This window comes from Terrabacter sp. NPDC080008 (assembly GCF_040702505.1).
GTDB lineage: Bacteria > Actinomycetota > Actinomycetes > Actinomycetales > Dermatophilaceae > Terrabacter.
This window is the reverse complement of the sequence record NZ_JBFBLC010000001.1, coordinates 347,273-363,025: the sequence shown is the minus strand read 5'-3', so window position 1 is coordinate 363,025 and position 15,753 is coordinate 347,273. Positions and strand designations below refer to the sequence as shown.

At 71.4% G+C, this 15,753-nt stretch carries 13 protein-coding genes and 2 tRNA genes; 10 read left to right on the top strand and 5 right to left on the bottom strand.

What is annotated here, in order from left to right:
- Positions 1 to 145: 145 nt before the first annotated feature.
- From AB0316_RS01730 to AB0316_RS01720, 3 genes are all read left to right on the top strand, one after another.
- Positions 146 to 222, top strand: a tRNA-Ile gene (locus AB0316_RS01730).
- 29 nt (positions 223 to 251) lie between these two features.
- Positions 252 to 431 carry a DLW-39 family protein gene (locus AB0316_RS01725; RefSeq protein ID WP_366269922.1) on the top strand — a complete coding sequence of 60 codons (180 nt, stop codon included), beginning with the start codon at positions 252 to 254 and terminating at the stop codon, positions 429 to 431.
- A 21-nt stretch (positions 432 to 452) separates the two neighbouring features.
- Positions 453 to 528: transfer RNA gene (locus tag AB0316_RS01720), tRNA-Ala, on the top strand.
- 4 nt (positions 529 to 532) lie between these two features.
- On the opposite strand, the gene AB0316_RS01715 is transcribed toward AB0316_RS01720, so the two are convergent.
- On the bottom strand, positions 533 to 4,651 hold the full coding sequence (locus AB0316_RS01715; protein ID WP_366269920.1) for a Pls/PosA family non-ribosomal peptide synthetase: 4,119 nt from the start codon (positions 4,649 to 4,651) through the stop codon (positions 533 to 535).
- A gap of 374 nt (positions 4,652 to 5,025) precedes the next feature.
- On the opposite strand from AB0316_RS01715, the gene ectB reads away from it, so the two are divergent.
- On the top strand, positions 5,026 to 6,378 hold the full coding sequence (ectB, locus tag AB0316_RS01710) for a diaminobutyrate--2-oxoglutarate transaminase (protein ID WP_366269918.1): 1,353 nt from the start codon (positions 5,026 to 5,028) through the stop codon (positions 6,376 to 6,378).
- Between the two features lie 227 nt (positions 6,379 to 6,605).
- Here the strand turns inward: ectB and AB0316_RS01705 are convergent, their stop codons facing one another.
- Positions 6,606 to 8,015 (bottom strand): ClC family H(+)/Cl(-) exchange transporter, encoded by a 1,410-nt coding sequence (locus AB0316_RS01705; RefSeq protein WP_366269916.1) that lies wholly within the window; start codon positions 8,013 to 8,015, stop codon positions 6,606 to 6,608.
- Between the two features lie 91 nt (positions 8,016 to 8,106).
- Between AB0316_RS01705 and AB0316_RS01700 the strand changes: the two genes are divergently transcribed.
- Positions 8,107 to 8,559 carry a MarR family transcriptional regulator gene (locus tag AB0316_RS01700; RefSeq protein ID WP_366269914.1) on the top strand — a complete coding sequence of 151 codons (453 nt, stop codon included), beginning with the start codon at positions 8,107 to 8,109 and terminating at the stop codon, positions 8,557 to 8,559.
- 346 nt (positions 8,560 to 8,905) lie between these two features.
- On the opposite strand, the gene AB0316_RS01695 is transcribed toward AB0316_RS01700, so the two are convergent.
- On the bottom strand, positions 8,906 to 9,958 hold the full coding sequence (locus AB0316_RS01695) for a hypothetical protein (protein ID WP_366269912.1): 1,053 nt from the start codon (positions 9,956 to 9,958) through the stop codon (positions 8,906 to 8,908).
- Between the two features lie 137 nt (positions 9,959 to 10,095).
- Positions 10,096 to 10,722 (bottom strand): Rv0909 family putative TA system antitoxin, encoded by a 627-nt coding sequence (locus tag AB0316_RS01690; RefSeq protein ID WP_366269910.1) that lies wholly within the window; start codon positions 10,720 to 10,722, stop codon positions 10,096 to 10,098.
- Positions 10,723 to 10,914: 192 nt separating this feature from the next.
- Between AB0316_RS01690 and AB0316_RS01685 the strand changes: the two genes are divergently transcribed.
- From AB0316_RS01685 to AB0316_RS01675, 3 genes are all read left to right on the top strand, one after another.
- The gene (locus AB0316_RS01685) at positions 10,915 to 11,433 is read left to right on the top strand and encodes a peptidylprolyl isomerase (protein ID WP_366269908.1); all 519 of its coding nucleotides are present in this window, start codon (positions 10,915 to 10,917) and stop codon (positions 11,431 to 11,433) included.
- Positions 11,434 to 11,487: 54 nt separating this feature from the next.
- Positions 11,488 to 12,438: a rhomboid family intramembrane serine protease gene (locus AB0316_RS01680; RefSeq protein WP_366269906.1), complete on the top strand. Its 951-nt coding sequence runs from the start codon at positions 11,488 to 11,490 to the stop codon at positions 12,436 to 12,438.
- Between the two features lie 91 nt (positions 12,439 to 12,529).
- A complete protein-coding gene (locus AB0316_RS01675; RefSeq protein WP_366269904.1) occupies positions 12,530 to 13,114 on the top strand; it encodes a hypothetical protein in 585 nt (194 codons plus the stop codon).
- A gap of 224 nt (positions 13,115 to 13,338) precedes the next feature.
- Here the strand turns inward: AB0316_RS01675 and AB0316_RS01670 are convergent, their stop codons facing one another.
- On the bottom strand, positions 13,339 to 13,590 hold the full coding sequence (locus tag AB0316_RS01670; RefSeq protein WP_366269902.1) for a cell division protein CrgA: 252 nt from the start codon (positions 13,588 to 13,590) through the stop codon (positions 13,339 to 13,341).
- A 413-nt stretch (positions 13,591 to 14,003) separates the two neighbouring features.
- Here AB0316_RS01670 and AB0316_RS01665 point away from each other — a divergent pair, with 413 nt between their 5' ends.
- Complete coding sequence (locus tag AB0316_RS01665) at positions 14,004 to 14,858, top strand: LuxR C-terminal-related transcriptional regulator (RefSeq protein WP_366269900.1); 855 nt, start codon at positions 14,004 to 14,006, stop codon at positions 14,856 to 14,858.
- 49 nt (positions 14,859 to 14,907) lie between these two features.
- Positions 14,908 to 15,735: a DUF881 domain-containing protein gene (locus AB0316_RS01660; RefSeq protein ID WP_366269898.1), complete on the top strand. Its 828-nt coding sequence runs from the start codon at positions 14,908 to 14,910 to the stop codon at positions 15,733 to 15,735.
- Positions 15,736 to 15,753: the final 18 nt, after the last annotated feature.

Genomic DNA, 15,753 nt, shown 5'->3' with positions numbered 1-15,753 from the left:
GGCACACGCCAGGCGGCCCCCACCCGAGCGGGAGGGGGCCGTTTTGGTTGTGGCGAGGTCCATCCGGTAACGTTTCGCCTCGCGTCCGGTCATCGGCTCCGACGGTGTCCGTCGAGAGGTGGACCGGCCGCGCGAAGGTGACGATGGGCCTATAGCTCAGACGGTTAGAGCGCTTCCCTGATAAGGAAGAGGTCGGAGGTTCAAGTCCTCCTAGGCCCACCATCACCGCCACCACGGAGAGGATCCCGGAAATGCTGAAGCGTCTCGCCCTCATCGGTGGCGCCGTCGCCGGCATCGTGGTGCTCCGCAAGAAGGCGAAGCAGCAGCAGGCCGAGCAGGATCTGTGGACGCAGGCCACGGACGACGTGCACGCGCCGGTCCCGCCAGTGCCCCCGACGCCGTCGGCCAACGGGTCGTCCGCGACCGCCTGAGGCGGCACTCCCTCCACCCGAGGGGCCATGGCGCAATTGGTAGCGCACCTGCTTTGCAAGCAGGGGGTTAGGGGTTCGAGTCCCCTTGGCTCCACCACACCTCAGATCGACCCCCGCTCCACCTCCTGGGCGGGGTTGCCGCCGTAGCGGCTGCCGGCCGGCACCTCGGAGCCCTTCATCAGGAACGAGTCGGCCTCGAGCACGGCGTCGTCGCCGATGTCCACTCCGTAGTGGACGAAGGCCCCGACCCCCAGGGTGACCCGGTCACCGACTCGGACGCCCTCGAGCTTGAAGGCGCCGTCCTCCATGGAGTGGCACTGGATGATGCTGCCCGGGTTGAAGGTGCACCCGTCGCCGACCGAGACGATCGTCTTCTCCGGGATGGCGAGCCCGTCGTCGAAGACGTGGCGACCCATGCGCACCCCCAGCGCCCGCCACAGCAGCGGACGGAACGGCGTGCCGTTCAGGGCGGGCGGGGGCGCCGTGAGGAACTTCCAGTAGCGCTCGTGCCGCCAGAACCGGCGGTCGTAGATCGAGCAGAAGCGCGGCACGAGGCGTCGGAAGCCCAGGGCGGTCCACTCCCACAGCACCACCAGCAGGAGGCGGACCCCGGCGAAGCCGAGCAGCGCTGCGAGCAGGAGGACCGCGCTCCCACCACCGAGGACCGGCGCGGCATACGACGCGAAGAGCAGCCCGACCAGCAGGAGGAACCAGCGGCTGGTCATGAACAGCGCGATGGTGACGCCGTTGTGCACGTTCTTGTGGTGCAGCCGGTTCCGGAAGGTCGCGGGGTCCCGGTGGTCGTCGAAGACGGCGTCGCGCTCGACCGACCGCGGGATCTCGAAGGGCGGCGAGCCGAGCAACCCGACGTTCTCGCGCACCGGGCCGTCGATCGGGACCATGGTCTTGGTGCCGAAGAGGACGTTCTCGCCAGTCCGCCCCGCTGCGGGGTAGGCGACGCCGTTGCCGAAGAAGTTGCGGGGCCCGATCGTCACGGGAGCGATCCGGAACGACGAGCTCGAGTAGTCCGCGTCGACGACGGACAGCCCGTCGGAGACCATCGTGCCCGAGCCGACGGTGACGGCGAACGGGGTGTCGTGCTTGAGGGCCACGCCGAAGTTCGACCCGGTCTGCACCACGTCGGGCTGGCGGTAGCCGAGCACCCGCAGGTAGTGCACGATCAGCGAGCTGTCACCGGTGAGGTTGAGGAACGTCTTGAGGTTGTTCAGCCGCGTGATGGTGCGGTGCACCCCGTAGTGGAAGCCGTAGAGCGGGTAGGTCCGCCGCGGGTCGATGAGGCGGTTGAGCGCCCGGGGTAGGACGAGCACCGTCGCGAAGCCCGCGAGCAGTCCGCCGAGGTAGAGCGCGAGGGAGACGAGCACGAGGTCGCGGTAGAACGTCGGGTTGCCGTGGTCCAGGTGACCGGTGCCCAGGTAGGAGGGCAGTGTCAGCGCGAGCACGGCGATGCCGGCCGGCCCGACGAGCACGAGCCGGTTGAGCAGCACCAGGAAGCTGTAGGTCGCCCGGCGACGCCGACCGCAGTCGGCCTCGGGCACGGCGCGGTAGTCGGCCCCGGTCGGTCGCGCCGGCGATCCGTGCCAGCGGCTTCCAGCCGGTACCGCCTGCCCGGTCTGCAGCGAGGAGGAGTGCCCGAGCTGGGACCCGTCGCCCATCGAGGTCCCGATGTCGAGCACCGACATCTCCCCGACGAGAACCCCCGAGCCGAGCGTCACCGGGCCGGTCTCGATCCGGCCGTCGTGTGCCCGGTAGCACGCGTAGCGCGTGTCCTTACGGATCACCGTGTCCGCGCCGATGGTGAGCAGGTCGGTGCACACCGGCACTGCGGTGGAGAAGATCGACGCCCGCGCGCCGATGTGGGCCCCGAGGACCCGGAGGTAGGCGAGGTAGACCGGCGTGCCGACGAAGAGCCGCAGCGGGTTGGTGTTGACGAGCGCGTGCACGAACCAGAAGCGCAGGTAGGCCGGGCCCCACACCGGGATCTCGGTCGCCTTCCACCGTCCGACCAGGACCCACTTGAGCAGGACGGGGACGGTCGCGAGCAGGGCGAAGATTCCGATGCCGAAGGCGATCGAGCGTGCCCAGACGAGCAGCGGGCCCGTGGCCGCGACGGTCCAGCGGTAGCCGATGAGGGTCACCCACAGCATGAGGTAGGAGTAGGCGAGGAAGATCAGCACCTGGAGGAGCCCGCAGAGCGCCATCCGGATCCCGACGGCCCATGGGTGCCCGGCCTCGGCCGGGGCGGCGGAGCGTGGTCGGGGAGCCCACGCCTCGGTGTCGACGCTCGGCCGGGCGCGGCTGACGGCCGAGGCGAGGTCGCGCACGGTCGGGTGCGTGTACATCTGCTGCATGGCCACGGGCGGCAGGTCGGTGTCCTTGCGCACCCGCGCGGAGAACTGCGCGAGCATCAGCGAGTTCGCCCCGAGGTCGTCGAAGAAATGAGCGGTCGCGGAGACCTGGGGCACGCCGAGGACGGTCTCGATCGCACGCGCCAGCGCGCGCTCGGTGTCGGTCGCGGGCGCGACGTGCTCGGCCGTCTCCTCCGGGCCGAGCCGGTGGGTCGGGGCCGGCAGGCGCTTGCGGTCGGCCTTGTCGCTCGGCAGCCTCGGGATGGCCTGGATCCGCTCGTAGTAGGCCGGGACCATGTATGCCGGCAGGCGGCGTCCGAGGTGGTCGTGCACGCTGCGGTCGGTGACGTCCACACCCGGCCGCCCGGTGTAGTAGGCGACGAGCTCCGTGCCGGCCCCACCGGCCGCTGCGTGGACGTCGACCACGGCCTGCGCGACGCCCGGGACCTCGAGGACCACGGACTCGATCTCGGTGAGCTCGATGCGGTAGCCCCGGATCTTGACCTGGGTGTCGATGCGCCCGGCGTACTCGATCACCCCGTCGGCGGTGAAGCGCCCGAGGTCACCGGTGCGGTAGATGCGGCCACCCGGGTTGGGCTCGATGCCGACGAAGTCGGGGATGAAGGCGGCGGCCGTCTGCTCCGGTCGGTTGACGTACTCCCTGGCGAGCCCGATGCCGGCGATGCCGATCTCGCCGAGCTCCCCCACCGGAACGGTCCGCGGCTCCTGCGGGTGCAGGATCACGGCGGTGTAGGTCGGCAGCGGCACCCCGAGCGTGACCGGCTTGTCGGGATGCACGACGTCCCAGCTCGCCGTGACGGTGGCCTCGGTGGGGCCGTAGACGTTGAGGAAGCGCAGGCCCGGGCGGTGCCAGCGGCTGACGAGGTCCTTCTGGCAGGCCTCGCCCGAGACGAGAAGGAATCGCAGGTCGGCCTCCTCGGGGTCGAGCGTTGCCAGAAGGGTGGGCACGCAGCAGAGGGCGCTGACCCGGTGGCGCGTCAGGTAGTCGGCGAGCTCCATCCCCAGCAGGCTCGTCCGTGCAGGCTTGGGCACCAGGGTCGCCCCGGCCGCCCACGGGACCCACATCTCCTCGACGGAGAAGTCGAACGCCGTGGTCATCCCCTGGTAGACGCGGTCGTCGGGACGGTAGCCGTAGACCTCGCCGGCCACGCGCACGAAGTTGCAGATGCTGGAGTGCTCGACGGCGACCCCCTTGGGCCGGCCGGTCGACCCTGAGGTGTAGATGACGTAGGCGAGGTCGTCGGGCGGCTCCGGACGGGGCAGACGCGTGCTGTCACGGCGGTCGATCTCGCCCGCCTCGTCGTCTGCGTCGAGATGCAGGACGGGGACCTCGACCTGTGACAGTGGCTCGACGACGTGCGTCAGGGACAGCACCCACCGGACGCCGGCGTCCTGCGCGATGTAGCCGATGCGGTCGGCCGGGAAGGCCGGGTCCATCGGCACGTAGGCACCCCCGAGCTTGAGCACCGAGAGGATCGCCGCATAGGACCACACGGGGTCGTCGAGCACCAGGCCGACCCGGTCGCCGGCCGCGACTCCGCGGTGCTGCAGGTGCCGCGCCAGCCGGTTGGCCAGGGCGTCCAGCTCGAGGTAGGTCAGGCGCACCGACGCGTTGTCGACGGCCAGGTGAGCCGGCTCCTGCTCGCACAGCCGGTCGCACTGCTCCTCGAAGACGTGCTCGAGCCGGTCGCCGGGACGCCACCGCAGTCGCTGGTCCCGTGCCGCCAGGACGGGACCCGGGCGCAGCGTCGCGTCGGGGGCGGCGCCCTGGTGGACCAGCGAGCCTGCGGGTGAGGTCGCGCGCGCGCTGGCGGGCGAGCGGTAGGGCGTCATGGTGCCTTCGCCCCTTTCACGCGGAAAGACTCTCCTTCACACCGGAATTCACATTTCCGGGTGCCGTCCGGCCTTTCCACTATGCGCGGCCGCTAACACACTCGTCCTGCGAATGCTGCACATTCCACCGGATGCTCCCGTCGCTCCACAATGCGCTGACGCAATTTGCGGACGGGGTTAGCGTTGAAGCGGAAGCAGGGGTCTTCCGGGCCACAACCGTGGATCGGTTCCCGCATTCTGCTGGCCACCTCGACGTCCGCCCGATGCCGCGTCGAGTACAGGACATCCATCTCCATCACCTTCCGTGGAGCGGTTTGGATCGCCATCGATCAGGGGGCATCGGAGCCGCTCACGGGTCCGTGACGGGAGCGGACATGTCCAGAGCAGAGACCATCACGCAGCTGAGCCGGGACGCCGAGGAGTGTCGTCTTGTCGACATCTTCGCCACGCAGGAGTCGCAGGTCCGCAGCTACTGCCGGTCGTTCGAGGCCGTCCTGACCACGGCCCGCGGCAGCGTGGTCCATGACGTCCAGGGCCGCCAGTACATCGACTTCCTGGCCGGGGCCGGCTCGCTGAACTACGGCCACAACGACCCGGACCTCAAGCAGGCCCTGCTGGCCTATCTCACCGGGGACGGCATCGCGCACAGCCTCGACCTGCACACCACGGCCAAGGCCGAGTTCCTCGAGTCCTTCGACGCCCTGGTGCTGACCCCGCGAGGTCTGGAGTACCGGGTGCAGTTCACCGGACCCACGGGGACGAACGCCGTCGAGGCCGCTCTCAAGCTCGCCCGGAGGGTGACCGGTCGTCGCAACGTCATCGCCTTCACGCACGGGTTCCACGGGGTGTCCCTCGGCTCACTGGCGGCCACCGCCAACAGCCACCACAGGATGGCGCCGACGAGCTCGCTCCCGGACGTGACGAGGATGCCCTTCGACGGCTGCTTCGGCGAGGGCATCGACACGGCAGACCTGCTCGAGCAGATGCTCGACGACCCCTCCGGCGGGATCGACCCGCCGGCCGCCGTGCTGCTCGAGACCGTGCAGGGCGAAGGGGGCCTGGACGTGGCCTCTCCGACCTGGCTGCGTCGCGTCGCGGCGATCGCGCAGCGACACGGCGCCCTGCTGGTCGTCGACGACATCCAGGCCGGGTGTGGGCGCACCGGGTCCTTCTTCAGCTTCGAGGCGGCCGGGCTCGTGCCGGATCTCGTCGTCCTGTCCAAGTCGCTGTCCGGGATGGGCCTGCCCCTCGCGGTCCTGCTCATCCGGCCGGACCTCGACGTCTGGGAGCCGGGCGAGCACAACGGCACCTTCCGGGGCAACGACCACGCGTTCGTGACGGCGCGCGCAGCGCTCGAGAAGTTCTGGGCCGACGACCGGCTCTGCGTCACCGTGGCGAATCACGCCCGGCGGGTGAACCGTGCGCTGCAGCGCATGGCGGACGAGCTGCCGGGCGCCAGGCCCAAGGGCCGCGGCATGATGCAAGGCCTCGACGTCGTCAGCGGGGAGGTGGCGGCCGAGGTCCGGCGGCACAGTGTCGACAACGGCCTGCTCATCGAGTCCTGCGGCTCGCACGACCAGGTGCTCAAGGTGATGGCCCCGCTGACCACCCCCGATGACGTGCTCGCTGACGGCCTGGCGATCCTCCATGACGGGGTCATCGCCTCCTCCTGGGCAGCCGACGGCCTCTCCGGGTCGGCGCACGACCTGTCGACCGCCCAGGGGTGACGACAGGAGCACCGCTGGCTGTTCCCCGGCCCGAATTCGCTCGGTAGAACAGCGAAAAATACGCCGGAGAATGATTCCGAGTGGTTTGGACTCGGTTTGATATATGCCATTTCCGAAGTGGTTCAACCGTCATATCCGGAAGTGTCGGGGAGTTGGATTCCGCGAGCTCCCGCGAAAAGGGGATCAGGGGGTGTGCGGCCGGACGGCAGTGTCTCGCCGGCGGGCGCTCAGTCGGGGTGACCCTCGGCGGCGTTCTCGCGGGTGGCCAGCACCGCCCGCTGGGTCAGCTGGTCGTAGATCGGGACCGAGCGCAGCATGGCGGCCGTCAGCATGGCGACCGCGCAGGCGCCGAGCATCGGCGGCAGCAGCGTCGTCGAAGCGGTCATCTCCGTGGCGAGCACGAGCCCGGTCACCGGGGCTCGCACCGTGGCGGTGAAGAACGCCGCCATCCCGATGAGGGCCAGCGCCGCCGGCTCCGGCGTCTCGAGCGGGACGACGTCCTGGCCCACCAGGCCGATGAGGAGCCCGAGGTTCGAGCCGAGCACGAGCATCGGGGCGAAGAGGCCGCCCGGGGTGCACGCGGCATACGACCCGACGCCGAGGACGAAGCGGAGCGCCAGAAGCCCCGTGACGGCCACGATCGTGCCGTGCCCGAGCAGTGCCGACTGCGTCAGGTTGTCACCGCCCCCGACCAGCCCGGGACCGAACCAGCCGACCGCCCCGACCGCAGCGCCGATGAGCGCGGCGCGCACGACGACCGGCCAGCGGCTGGTGTCGGCGATGCGCAGGCTGCGGATGACCGACCAGTTGTAGGCGACACCGACCAGGCCGCACACCACGCCCACGGCCACGACGAGCGGCGCCTGCTCGAGGGAGGGCTCGGCGAAGTGCGGCACGTGGAAGTCGGACGACGACGCGGGCAGCAGCAGCCGCGCGCTGGCGAAGCCGGCCGCCGACGCGACGAGGGTGGCCAGGGTGGTGCGCGGGTCGAACCGCTTGAGCAGCTCCTCGAGCACGAAGACGCCACCGGCGATGGGCGCGTTGAAGGCCGTGGCCAGGCCGGCCGCTGCTCCGGCAGCCACGAGCAGGCGCACATCGGCGCTGCTGCGGCGCAGCGCGCGCCCCACGACCGCGGCGATGGTGCCACCCATCTGCACCGAGGGCCCCTCCCGGCCCAGGGCCAGGCCCGACCCGATGGACAGCAGGCCACCGGCGTACTTCACCGGCAGGATGCGGAAGCGACCGGGCGGCTTGCGCCCCTCCACGACCGCCTCGACGCGGGGGATGCCGCTGCCCTCGGCGTGCGGCTCGACCCGGTGCACGAGCCACGCCGCGGCGCTCGTGGCGGCAGCACAGCACACGATCACGAGCACGAAGCCGGTCACGGGACTGCCGTGCGCCCAGCCCACGAGGTCGACGCGCAGCCGGCCGGCGTGCTCGAGGAGCACTCGGAAGGTCGCGGCGACGAGGCCGGTCAGGGCTCCGACGACGGCTGCGCTGGCCGCAAGGGCGGGCTGCCCACCCAGGCGCGCACGCGGCGGCGCGGCGACGGCCTGCCGCGGCCAGGGCCGCCGGATCGTGGGCAGTGCCGTGGGGAGGATCCAGGAGCGTTGGGGGCGTGGCATCCCGGATGACATTCCTGCATTATGCAATGATTGCACTGTGCAAGTAAATCCCACACTGTCAGACGCATCAGCAGGGTCAGCGAGCAGCGAGGGCGAGGACCTCGTGACCGCCCTGCTGACCGCCTCCCGCGCACTGGTGGGCGTGTCGGCGCGATCACTCGCCGACGTCGAGGAGACCGTCACCCTCGCGCAGTTCCGCGTCCTCGTGCTGCTGACGACGCACGGGGCCTCGACCCTGGCGCAGCTCGCGGCGCGGCTCGGGGTCAACGCCTCGACGGCGCAGCGCCAGGTCGACCGCCTCGTGCGCGACGGGCTCGTCGACCGACGTGAGAACCCCGACGACCGGCGTCAGGTCGTCCTCGCCACGACCGCGCAGGGAGCCGGCCTCGTCGAGGCGGTGACGGCGCGCCGCCGCAGCGAGATCGCCCGCATCGTGCGCGCCGTGCCCGCCGAGGAGCGGGCGGGGCTCGTCGCGGCCCTCGAGTCCTTCGCCGTCGCCGCGAACGAGCCGGCCGCGGGCGGGGACGAGACGCCGGCCAGCCCGCTGGGGTGGTGAGGCACGGCGGTTCGGGTGGCGAGCCGGCGGACGGGGTGACATGCTCGTGCGGACGCCGTCGTGGTCCTCGGGCTTCGGAAGGAGCCCGACGGTGCAGGTGGCGCGGAAAATCTGATGGAAACTTCATCGAAGCCCTCGCGCAACCAGCCGGACACGGTCTAGACTGGTGACAGCGAAGGGTTGGGCCCGCACGAACCGCGCCCAGCCCTTCTGCATGTGCTGGCTCGCGCTGTCCCCCTGTCGGTGCGAGCCAGCTCATGCAGAGAAGGACCCGGATGCCTCTGGCACCCGGGTCCTTCTTTTGTGGCCCACCCGGCGCGCTCGCGCGCGCCGGGTCAGCGGCTGATCAGCTGCCGGCGTCGTCGCCGCGCTCGGCGCGCGTCTTGGCCGACCCGCGCGAGGAGTCGGTCGTCGAAGCACCGTTGATGGTGCCGCCCTCGACCGCGTCGGACGTGATGGCGTCGGAGCCCGGAGCCGAACCCTGTCCCGAAGTGACCTCGGAGACCTGGCCCCCGGACGTGCTGCCGGCGTCGGTCGCGTCGGTCGCGTCGGTCGCGTCGGTCGCGTCGTCGACGGCCTCACCGGAGCGGTCCTTGGCATCGGCGATGGCCGACTGACCCTTGGCCGCGAGGTCGCCGGCCTTCTCCTTGGCCTTGCCCGCTGCGTCGGCGACCGCGTCCTTGGCCTGCGCGACCTGCCCGCTCGCCTTGTCCTTGAGCGTGGTGGTGTCGGTGCCGGTGGAGCGGGTGTCGAGCGGCGTGGCCCACGGGTCCTCGGCCTGCTTCTGCTTGCGGAAGGCGGCCGCGGCGGCCACCCCGGCAGCGGCCAGCCCGATGACGAGGAGCCACCGGCCCTTGCCACCGCGGCGCTTGGCGACGGCCTCGCCCTTGAGCACGAGGTAGGCGTCGGAGGCGCGGTGGCCGCTGACGGCGGCGGTCTCCTTCGCATGGGCGGCCGCCTGCTCGAGGTGCGGCTGTGCGGCCACGGCCGCCTCGCGGGCCTGCTCGGCGCCGGCTGCCAGCGCGGCGGCGGCCGTGCCGAGGACGGCCCCCACCTTGGGGAGCACCGAGTCGACCATGGTCGACTGCGCGGCCTCGACCCGGGGCCGGGCGCGGTCGGCTGCCTCGTGGAAGGCCTCAGCCGCCACCTCCTTCGCCGACGCGGCCGACGATGCCAGCACGGGGGCGGCGGCCTCCCTGGCGGCGGTCAGCTGCTCGCGCGCCGTGTCGGCGGCGTTCTGCAGGTAGGGCGTCGCCGACTCGCGCGCCGTCTGGGCGCGCTGCTTGGCGAGGGTGGCTGCCTCGGCCGCGACGGCGGCGGCGTTGGCCTTGAGCTCGGCCGCTGCGGACTGGGCCTGCTCGACGGCAGCCTCGGTGCGGGACTGCTTGCTTCGGAACATACGTCCTCCTAGGTCCTTCGGTCCTTACCCATCCTGCCAAGATCGGCCACGCGCCGCGCCGTGTCCCCGAGACCGGCGCGAGGGCGTCCGGGGCGGGCTCCACGGCAGGGTTTGCGTATGCCGTCTCGCCGATCGGGTCAGCTCGTCGACTCGTGCGGGGGGCGGGGTGAGCGGTCCGTCGCGCGGTCGGCGTCCTCCGGTGCCGGCTCGTCCTGGTGCGGCGCCGCCACGGGTGGGTGGTCGAGCCCGAGCACGGTGTCCTCCAGCGCGGTGTCGACCAGGGACTCGTCGACGTGCTCAGCCAGCGGCTCGGCCTGCTGCTCGTGGTGCTGCTCGGGGTGCTGCTCGTCGATGGGAGTGGGCGCGTCGATCGGCTCCGGCGGCTCCAGGGTGCTGGCCCGCACCGGGGCCGGCGCGTCCGGGTCCGGCGGGAAGGGCTCGGCCGCGGGGCCGGTGGCCATGCCCGCGGCGGCAGCACCGCCGGTCGCGGTGCCGTAGCCGTCAGCGACGAGGTCGACCCCACGCTCGAGCTGCTCCGTGACCTTGGCGATCTGTCCCGAGAACCGGTGGTCGGTCGTCTCGTCGATCTTGGCGCCGGCGGTCTCGACGTAGCCGTCGATCTGCTCCCGGTGCTCCGCCGTGAACTCGCCCGCCTTCTCGCGGGCCTGCTGCGCCGCCTGTGCGGCGGCCTCCTGCAGCTGTCTGGCCTTCGTCTCGAGGTCGAGCTCCTCGGCCTTCTTCTTCAACCTGTCCAGAAACGACATCGGCACTCCGTCCCGGCCGGTCCCATCCGGCTCGTCCTCGGTCGGCTCCCAGCTGCTGCGGGGAGGATCCCTGTCCTGGCAACGGTGGGCCCCACCCGGGCGTTCCCCTCGCTCGGGGTGAACGGGCCGCCTGTGACGTACCCGCTCGGGCGGCGGGACGGCATACCTGCTCGGCGTGCGAGGATTGGGCCCATGAAGGCAACCCTGCACACGAACCACGGTGACATCGTCATCGACCTCTTCGAGCACCAGGCCCCGAAGACGGTGGACAACTTCGTCGGCCTCGCCAAGGGCGAGAAGGAGTACAAGGACGACGCCGGGCGCACCAACCCCACGCCGTTCTACGACGGCCTGATCTTCCACCGCATCATCCCGAACTTCATGATCCAGGGCGGCTGCCCGATCGGCCAGGGCTTTGGTGGCCCCGGCTACGCGTTCGACGACGAGATCAGCCCCGACAAGGACTTCACCAAGCCCTACATGCTGGCCATGGCCAACGCCGGCAAGCGCATGGGCAAGGGCACCAACGGCTCGCAGTTCTTCATCACCACCGCGCCGACCACGTGGCTGCAGGGCAAGCACACGATCTTCGGCGAGGTCGCCGACCAGGCCTCGCGCGACGTCGTCGACAAGATCGGCTCCGTCGCGACCGGCGCCAACGACAAGCCGCTCGAGGACGTCGTCATCAACTCGGTCACCATCGAGGGCTGAGCTCCGGCTTCACCGCTTCACCGCCCACGGACGCGACCGGCAGGGGGACTCCTGTTGTCTGACAACCCGACCAGTGGCCAGCCCCCTCTCGAGGGAGTGCCGCAGCCTGCTGCCGGTCCGTCCGTGTGCCCACGCCACCCCGACCGCGAGGCCTACGTCCGCTGCCAGCGCTGCGGCCGCCCGGCCTGCCCCGAGTGCCAGCGGCCCGCCGCCGTCGGGATCCAGTGCGTCGACTGCGTACGCGAGGCCGCCCGCTCCACCCCGAGCGCGCAGACCGTCTTCGGTGGCCGCGCGACCGACGGCCGGCCGGTCGTCACCTACTCGATCATCGCGATCTGCGCGGTCGTCTACCTCATCCAGCGGGCCGACCCCGTGGTCACGGCCCGCTTCTCCTTCGTGCCGGCGCTCGGGTGGACCGAGCCGTGGCGGTTCCTGACCGCGGCCTTCCTGCACTCGCCGGCGACGATCTTCCACATCCTGCTCAACATGTTCGCGCTGTGGAGCCTGGGGCAGTACCTCGAGCCGATGCTCGGACGGGCCCGCTTCGCCGCGCTCTACCTCATCAGCGGCATCGGTGGCCAGGTCGCCGTGAGCCTGCTCGCCGGCTCGCCGACCCTGATCGGTCTCAACACCGGCCACGACGTCGCCTGGATCACCCCGGTCGTCGGCGCCTCGGGCGCGATCTTCGGCCTCTTCGGGGCGCTGCTCGTGCTCAACCGGCACCTCGGCCGGTCCTCGACCGCGATGTACGCGACGATCGCCATCAACGCCGCCTTCGGCTTCATCTACCCCGGCATCGCCTGGCAGGCCCACCTCGGCGGACTGGTCACCGGTGCCGCCTGCGCGGCGATCATCGTCGCCTTCCGCCACCAGGGCGTCCGGCAGCGCGTGTGGCTGGCCCTCGGCGGCGTGCTCGCCGTGCTCGTGGCCGTCGCCGTGGTCAAGTACCTGACGCTGCCCGACGTGATCCGGATGATCAGCTCCAAGGACTTCGGCCTGCAGTGACGGCCGGAGGGGCCCGCCGGGCGTGCAGCGCCTGCCGGGTCCGCCGACAATCGCGGTGCGCCCTGACGGTGGTGCTGGCTAGGTTGCCGGTGTGCACCTGGTCTGCATCATCGGGCCACCGGCAGTCGGCAAGATGACGGTCGGGCGGGCCGTGTGCGACCTCACCGGCTACCGGCTCTTCCACAACCACATGTCGATCGAGCCGCTGCTCGGCGTCTTCGACTTCGACTCCCCCTCCTTCCGGCGGATCAACCGCCTGGTGCGTCGGGAGGTGATCGCCGAGGCGGTCGCCTCCGACCTCCTCGGCCTCGTCTTCACGGTGGCCATCGACTTCGACCGACCGAGCGAGACCGCTCGTATGCGCGAGCTGGTGGCGCCGGTGGAGCGCGCGGGGCAGCCGATCGACGTCGTCGAGCTGGACGCACCTCAACGCATACGGCTGGCCCGCGAGGGCAGCCCCGACCGGGTGGACCACAAGCGCAGCAAGCGCGACGTCGAGTGGGCCCGGGCCCACGTGGTGGAGATGGAGACGCACGCCCGCTTCACGAGCGACCCGGCTCGGGACGGCGACCTGCTCGCCGGCCACCGGCACCTGCGCCTCGACAACTCCCACGGCGAGGCGAGCGTGACGGCCGAGCGCATCGTCGCCGAGCTCGGCCTGCCCCGCCGGGCGTGACGCAGGTTGTCCACCGGTTGTGGACAACCCTGTGGATGTAGTTACACACGTGTCATTCATCCCCAGCTGGGGACAACTCTGTGGACAACCGCACCTGCGACCGTGTGGATTTGTGCACCGCGCTTTTCCCCAGCTGTGGACCGAGACGACGAACGCCGGTCGTCCACACCATGTGGACGACCGGCGTTGCTGGTCCTGTGGGCCGCGCGGGAGGCGGCGAGCGCTCAGCGCCAGCGCATCGTCATGATGAAGCCACCCATGAGCAGGACGAACCCGATGCCGAGGTTCCAGACCCCGATCGAGCCGATGGGGTACTTGTACTCGCTGATGTAGTAGACGACGATCCACAGCAGCCCGAGCACGAGCAGCGTGATGAAGACGGGAGCCCACCAGGTGGGGTTGGGCTCGACGGCCTTGCTGCTCCGGGGCGGGGTGTAGGCGCTCGCCTTGTGGTCGCGGCCTTTGGACTCGGGCACTGCGTTCTCCTTGCTCTGAGTTGAGGCAAGGGTAACCAATGAGCCGCTCCCCGTCCCTGCGCTCGCCCCACGCGTGACCGCAGGTGGGGCGAGTGCAGGGACGGCGCCACGGCGGCCCCGGTCGCAGCGGCGTCCCCCTGACATCCGAATGCCCCTCGAGAACGTCTCGAGGGGCATCCGACGGGTGGCTCGTGCTCCGCAAGCGCGCGGTGGATGCGCCCCCTGTCTGCGCCCGCCCGCAACGGATCCCCGCACGATGACCGTGCTGACCATGACATCGCCGGCGGCCTCCTGTCGCCTCTCGACCCGTGCCGTTGCACAAACATGCAACGCGGGCGCCGGGCCGGGGCGGGAGTTGACGTCCCGCGCAGAGGCGGCATGCTGGCACCGGACGCCACAGGACAGGGGACGACGTGACGACTCGACAGAACGAGGACACCGACGCAACGGGGGCGACCCCGGCACCGGAGTCGTCGACCTCTGCGGTGGACCTCATCGCCGCGGCCGTCGAGGTCACCACGGTGGTCAACGACCTCAGCGTGCAGTGGCTCAGCGCGCGACCGACGCCGGGCTTCCGCCTCCTGGGCACCGGCACGGCCGAGATCGAGCGCCACCTCGCCGCCGCGATCGAGCCGGTGACCCGCCGCTCGGTCTGGTCGATGCAGCCCCACCTGCCGTTCGACCCCGGCGAGCTGATGCGCACGACCGACGACCGCTCCCGGGGTCGCGGCCTCGACATGCGCGGCATCACGACGGAGCGCACCGTCCTGACCAACCCGCTGATCTCCTCGGAACACCCCGACATCCACATCGGGCCGGCGCACTTCCAGTGCATCGTCGTCGACGAGGTGACCGCGGTGGTTGCCGGGCCCAACGACGACCGGGGCTTCCAGACGGCGTGGCTGGCCACGCGCCCCGACGTCGTCGCACGCGTGGTGGCGCTCTGGCACCGGACGTGGGAGCGGTCCCGGCCGGTGCTCGCAGCAGGCGCGAAGCCGCCCTTCACCCCACGCCAGTGCGTCGTCGCCCGTCGACTGGTGGTGGGGACGAAGGACGCCGCCATCGCACGCGAGCTCGGGATCTCGCGCCGCACCGTCGCCACCGACATCGCCGACCTCGTGCGCCGGCTCGGGGCGAGCAACCGCGCCGCGGCCGTGCTCGCGCTCCGCGGGGGGACGTATGCCGGCACGCACCGCGCGTCCCACGCGACCGCGCGTGCGGACCAGCTCGGCGAGGCTCCCGGCCTCGACTCGGCCACCGCGCCGTGACCCGGCACAATGGAGGCGGCGCGGACGGTCCGCGCGAGCGAGGACACCCGTGACGAACGACGTCGAGCCGACCGAGCCGGTCGAGCCGCCCGTGGCCGGTGCGGCGAAGACGGCGGAGTCCCCCGCCTCCCCGGCGCCCGGGCCGGCGCCGCGCGCCAGGCGGCGGGTGACCTGGCGCCTGCTGGTGCCGGTGGTGACGGCCGCAGCCGGCGTCATGTTCGCGATGAGCTTCTCTGCGGCCCAGGGCCGCGACCTGCGCGCCGACCGCGACCTGCCGCAGCTGATCATGGACGCCGACTCCCGCGTGGCCGACAAGGCGAGCCGGCTCGACGCCCTGCAGCAGGAGGTACAGGCGCTCTCCAAGACCGCCGCGCCCACCGACCAGCACCTCTCCAGCCTGACCCGCACCGCCGACGAGCTCGCCCCGGTGGCCGCCACGACGAAGGTGCGCGGGCCGGCTCTCGAGGTCGCCCTCGACGACGCGAAGCGCTCGGCCGACTCCCTGCCCGACGGGTTCACGGCCGACGACATCGTCGTGCACCAGCAGGACGTGCAGGCGGTCGTCAACGCCCTGTGGGCCTCCGGGGCCGAGGCGATGATGATCCAGGACCAGCGGGTCATCTCCACCAGCGCCGTGCGCTGCGTCGGCAACACCCTGATCCTGCAGGGCCGCGTCTACTCCCCGCCCTACCGCATCACCGCCATCGGCGACCTCGACCGCCTTCAGCGCGGCCTCGACTCCGACCCCTCGGTGGCCATCTACAAGCAGTACGTCGACGCGGTCGGTCTCGGCTACGCGGTCCACACGCACAGCTCGATGGAGTTCCCGGCATACTCGGGTTCGGTCGACCTGCAGTACGCCTCACCGATCCGCTGAGCACCTCCCACCTCGAAG

Coding starts and splice junctions, on each gene's coding strand:
- AB0316_RS01725 (WP_366269922.1), top strand. CDS start 252: ATGCTGAAGCGTCTCGCCCTCATCGGTGGCGCCGTCGCCGGCATCGTG.
- ectB (WP_366269918.1), top strand. CDS start 5,026: ATGTCCAGAGCAGAGACCATCACGCAGCTGAGCCGGGACGCCGAGGAG.
- AB0316_RS01690 (WP_366269910.1), bottom strand. CDS start 10,722: ATGTCGTTTCTGGACAGGTTGAAGAAGAAGGCCGAGGAGCTCGACCTC.
- AB0316_RS01715 (WP_366269920.1), bottom strand. CDS start 4,651: ATGACGCCCTACCGCTCGCCCGCCAGCGCGCGCGCGACCTCACCCGCA.
- AB0316_RS01685 (WP_366269908.1), top strand. CDS start 10,915: ATGAAGGCAACCCTGCACACGAACCACGGTGACATCGTCATCGACCTC.
- AB0316_RS01705 (WP_366269916.1), bottom strand. CDS start 8,015: ATGTCATCCGGGATGCCACGCCCCCAACGCTCCTGGATCCTCCCCACG.
- AB0316_RS01695 (WP_366269912.1), bottom strand. CDS start 9,958: ATGTTCCGAAGCAAGCAGTCCCGCACCGAGGCTGCCGTCGAGCAGGCC.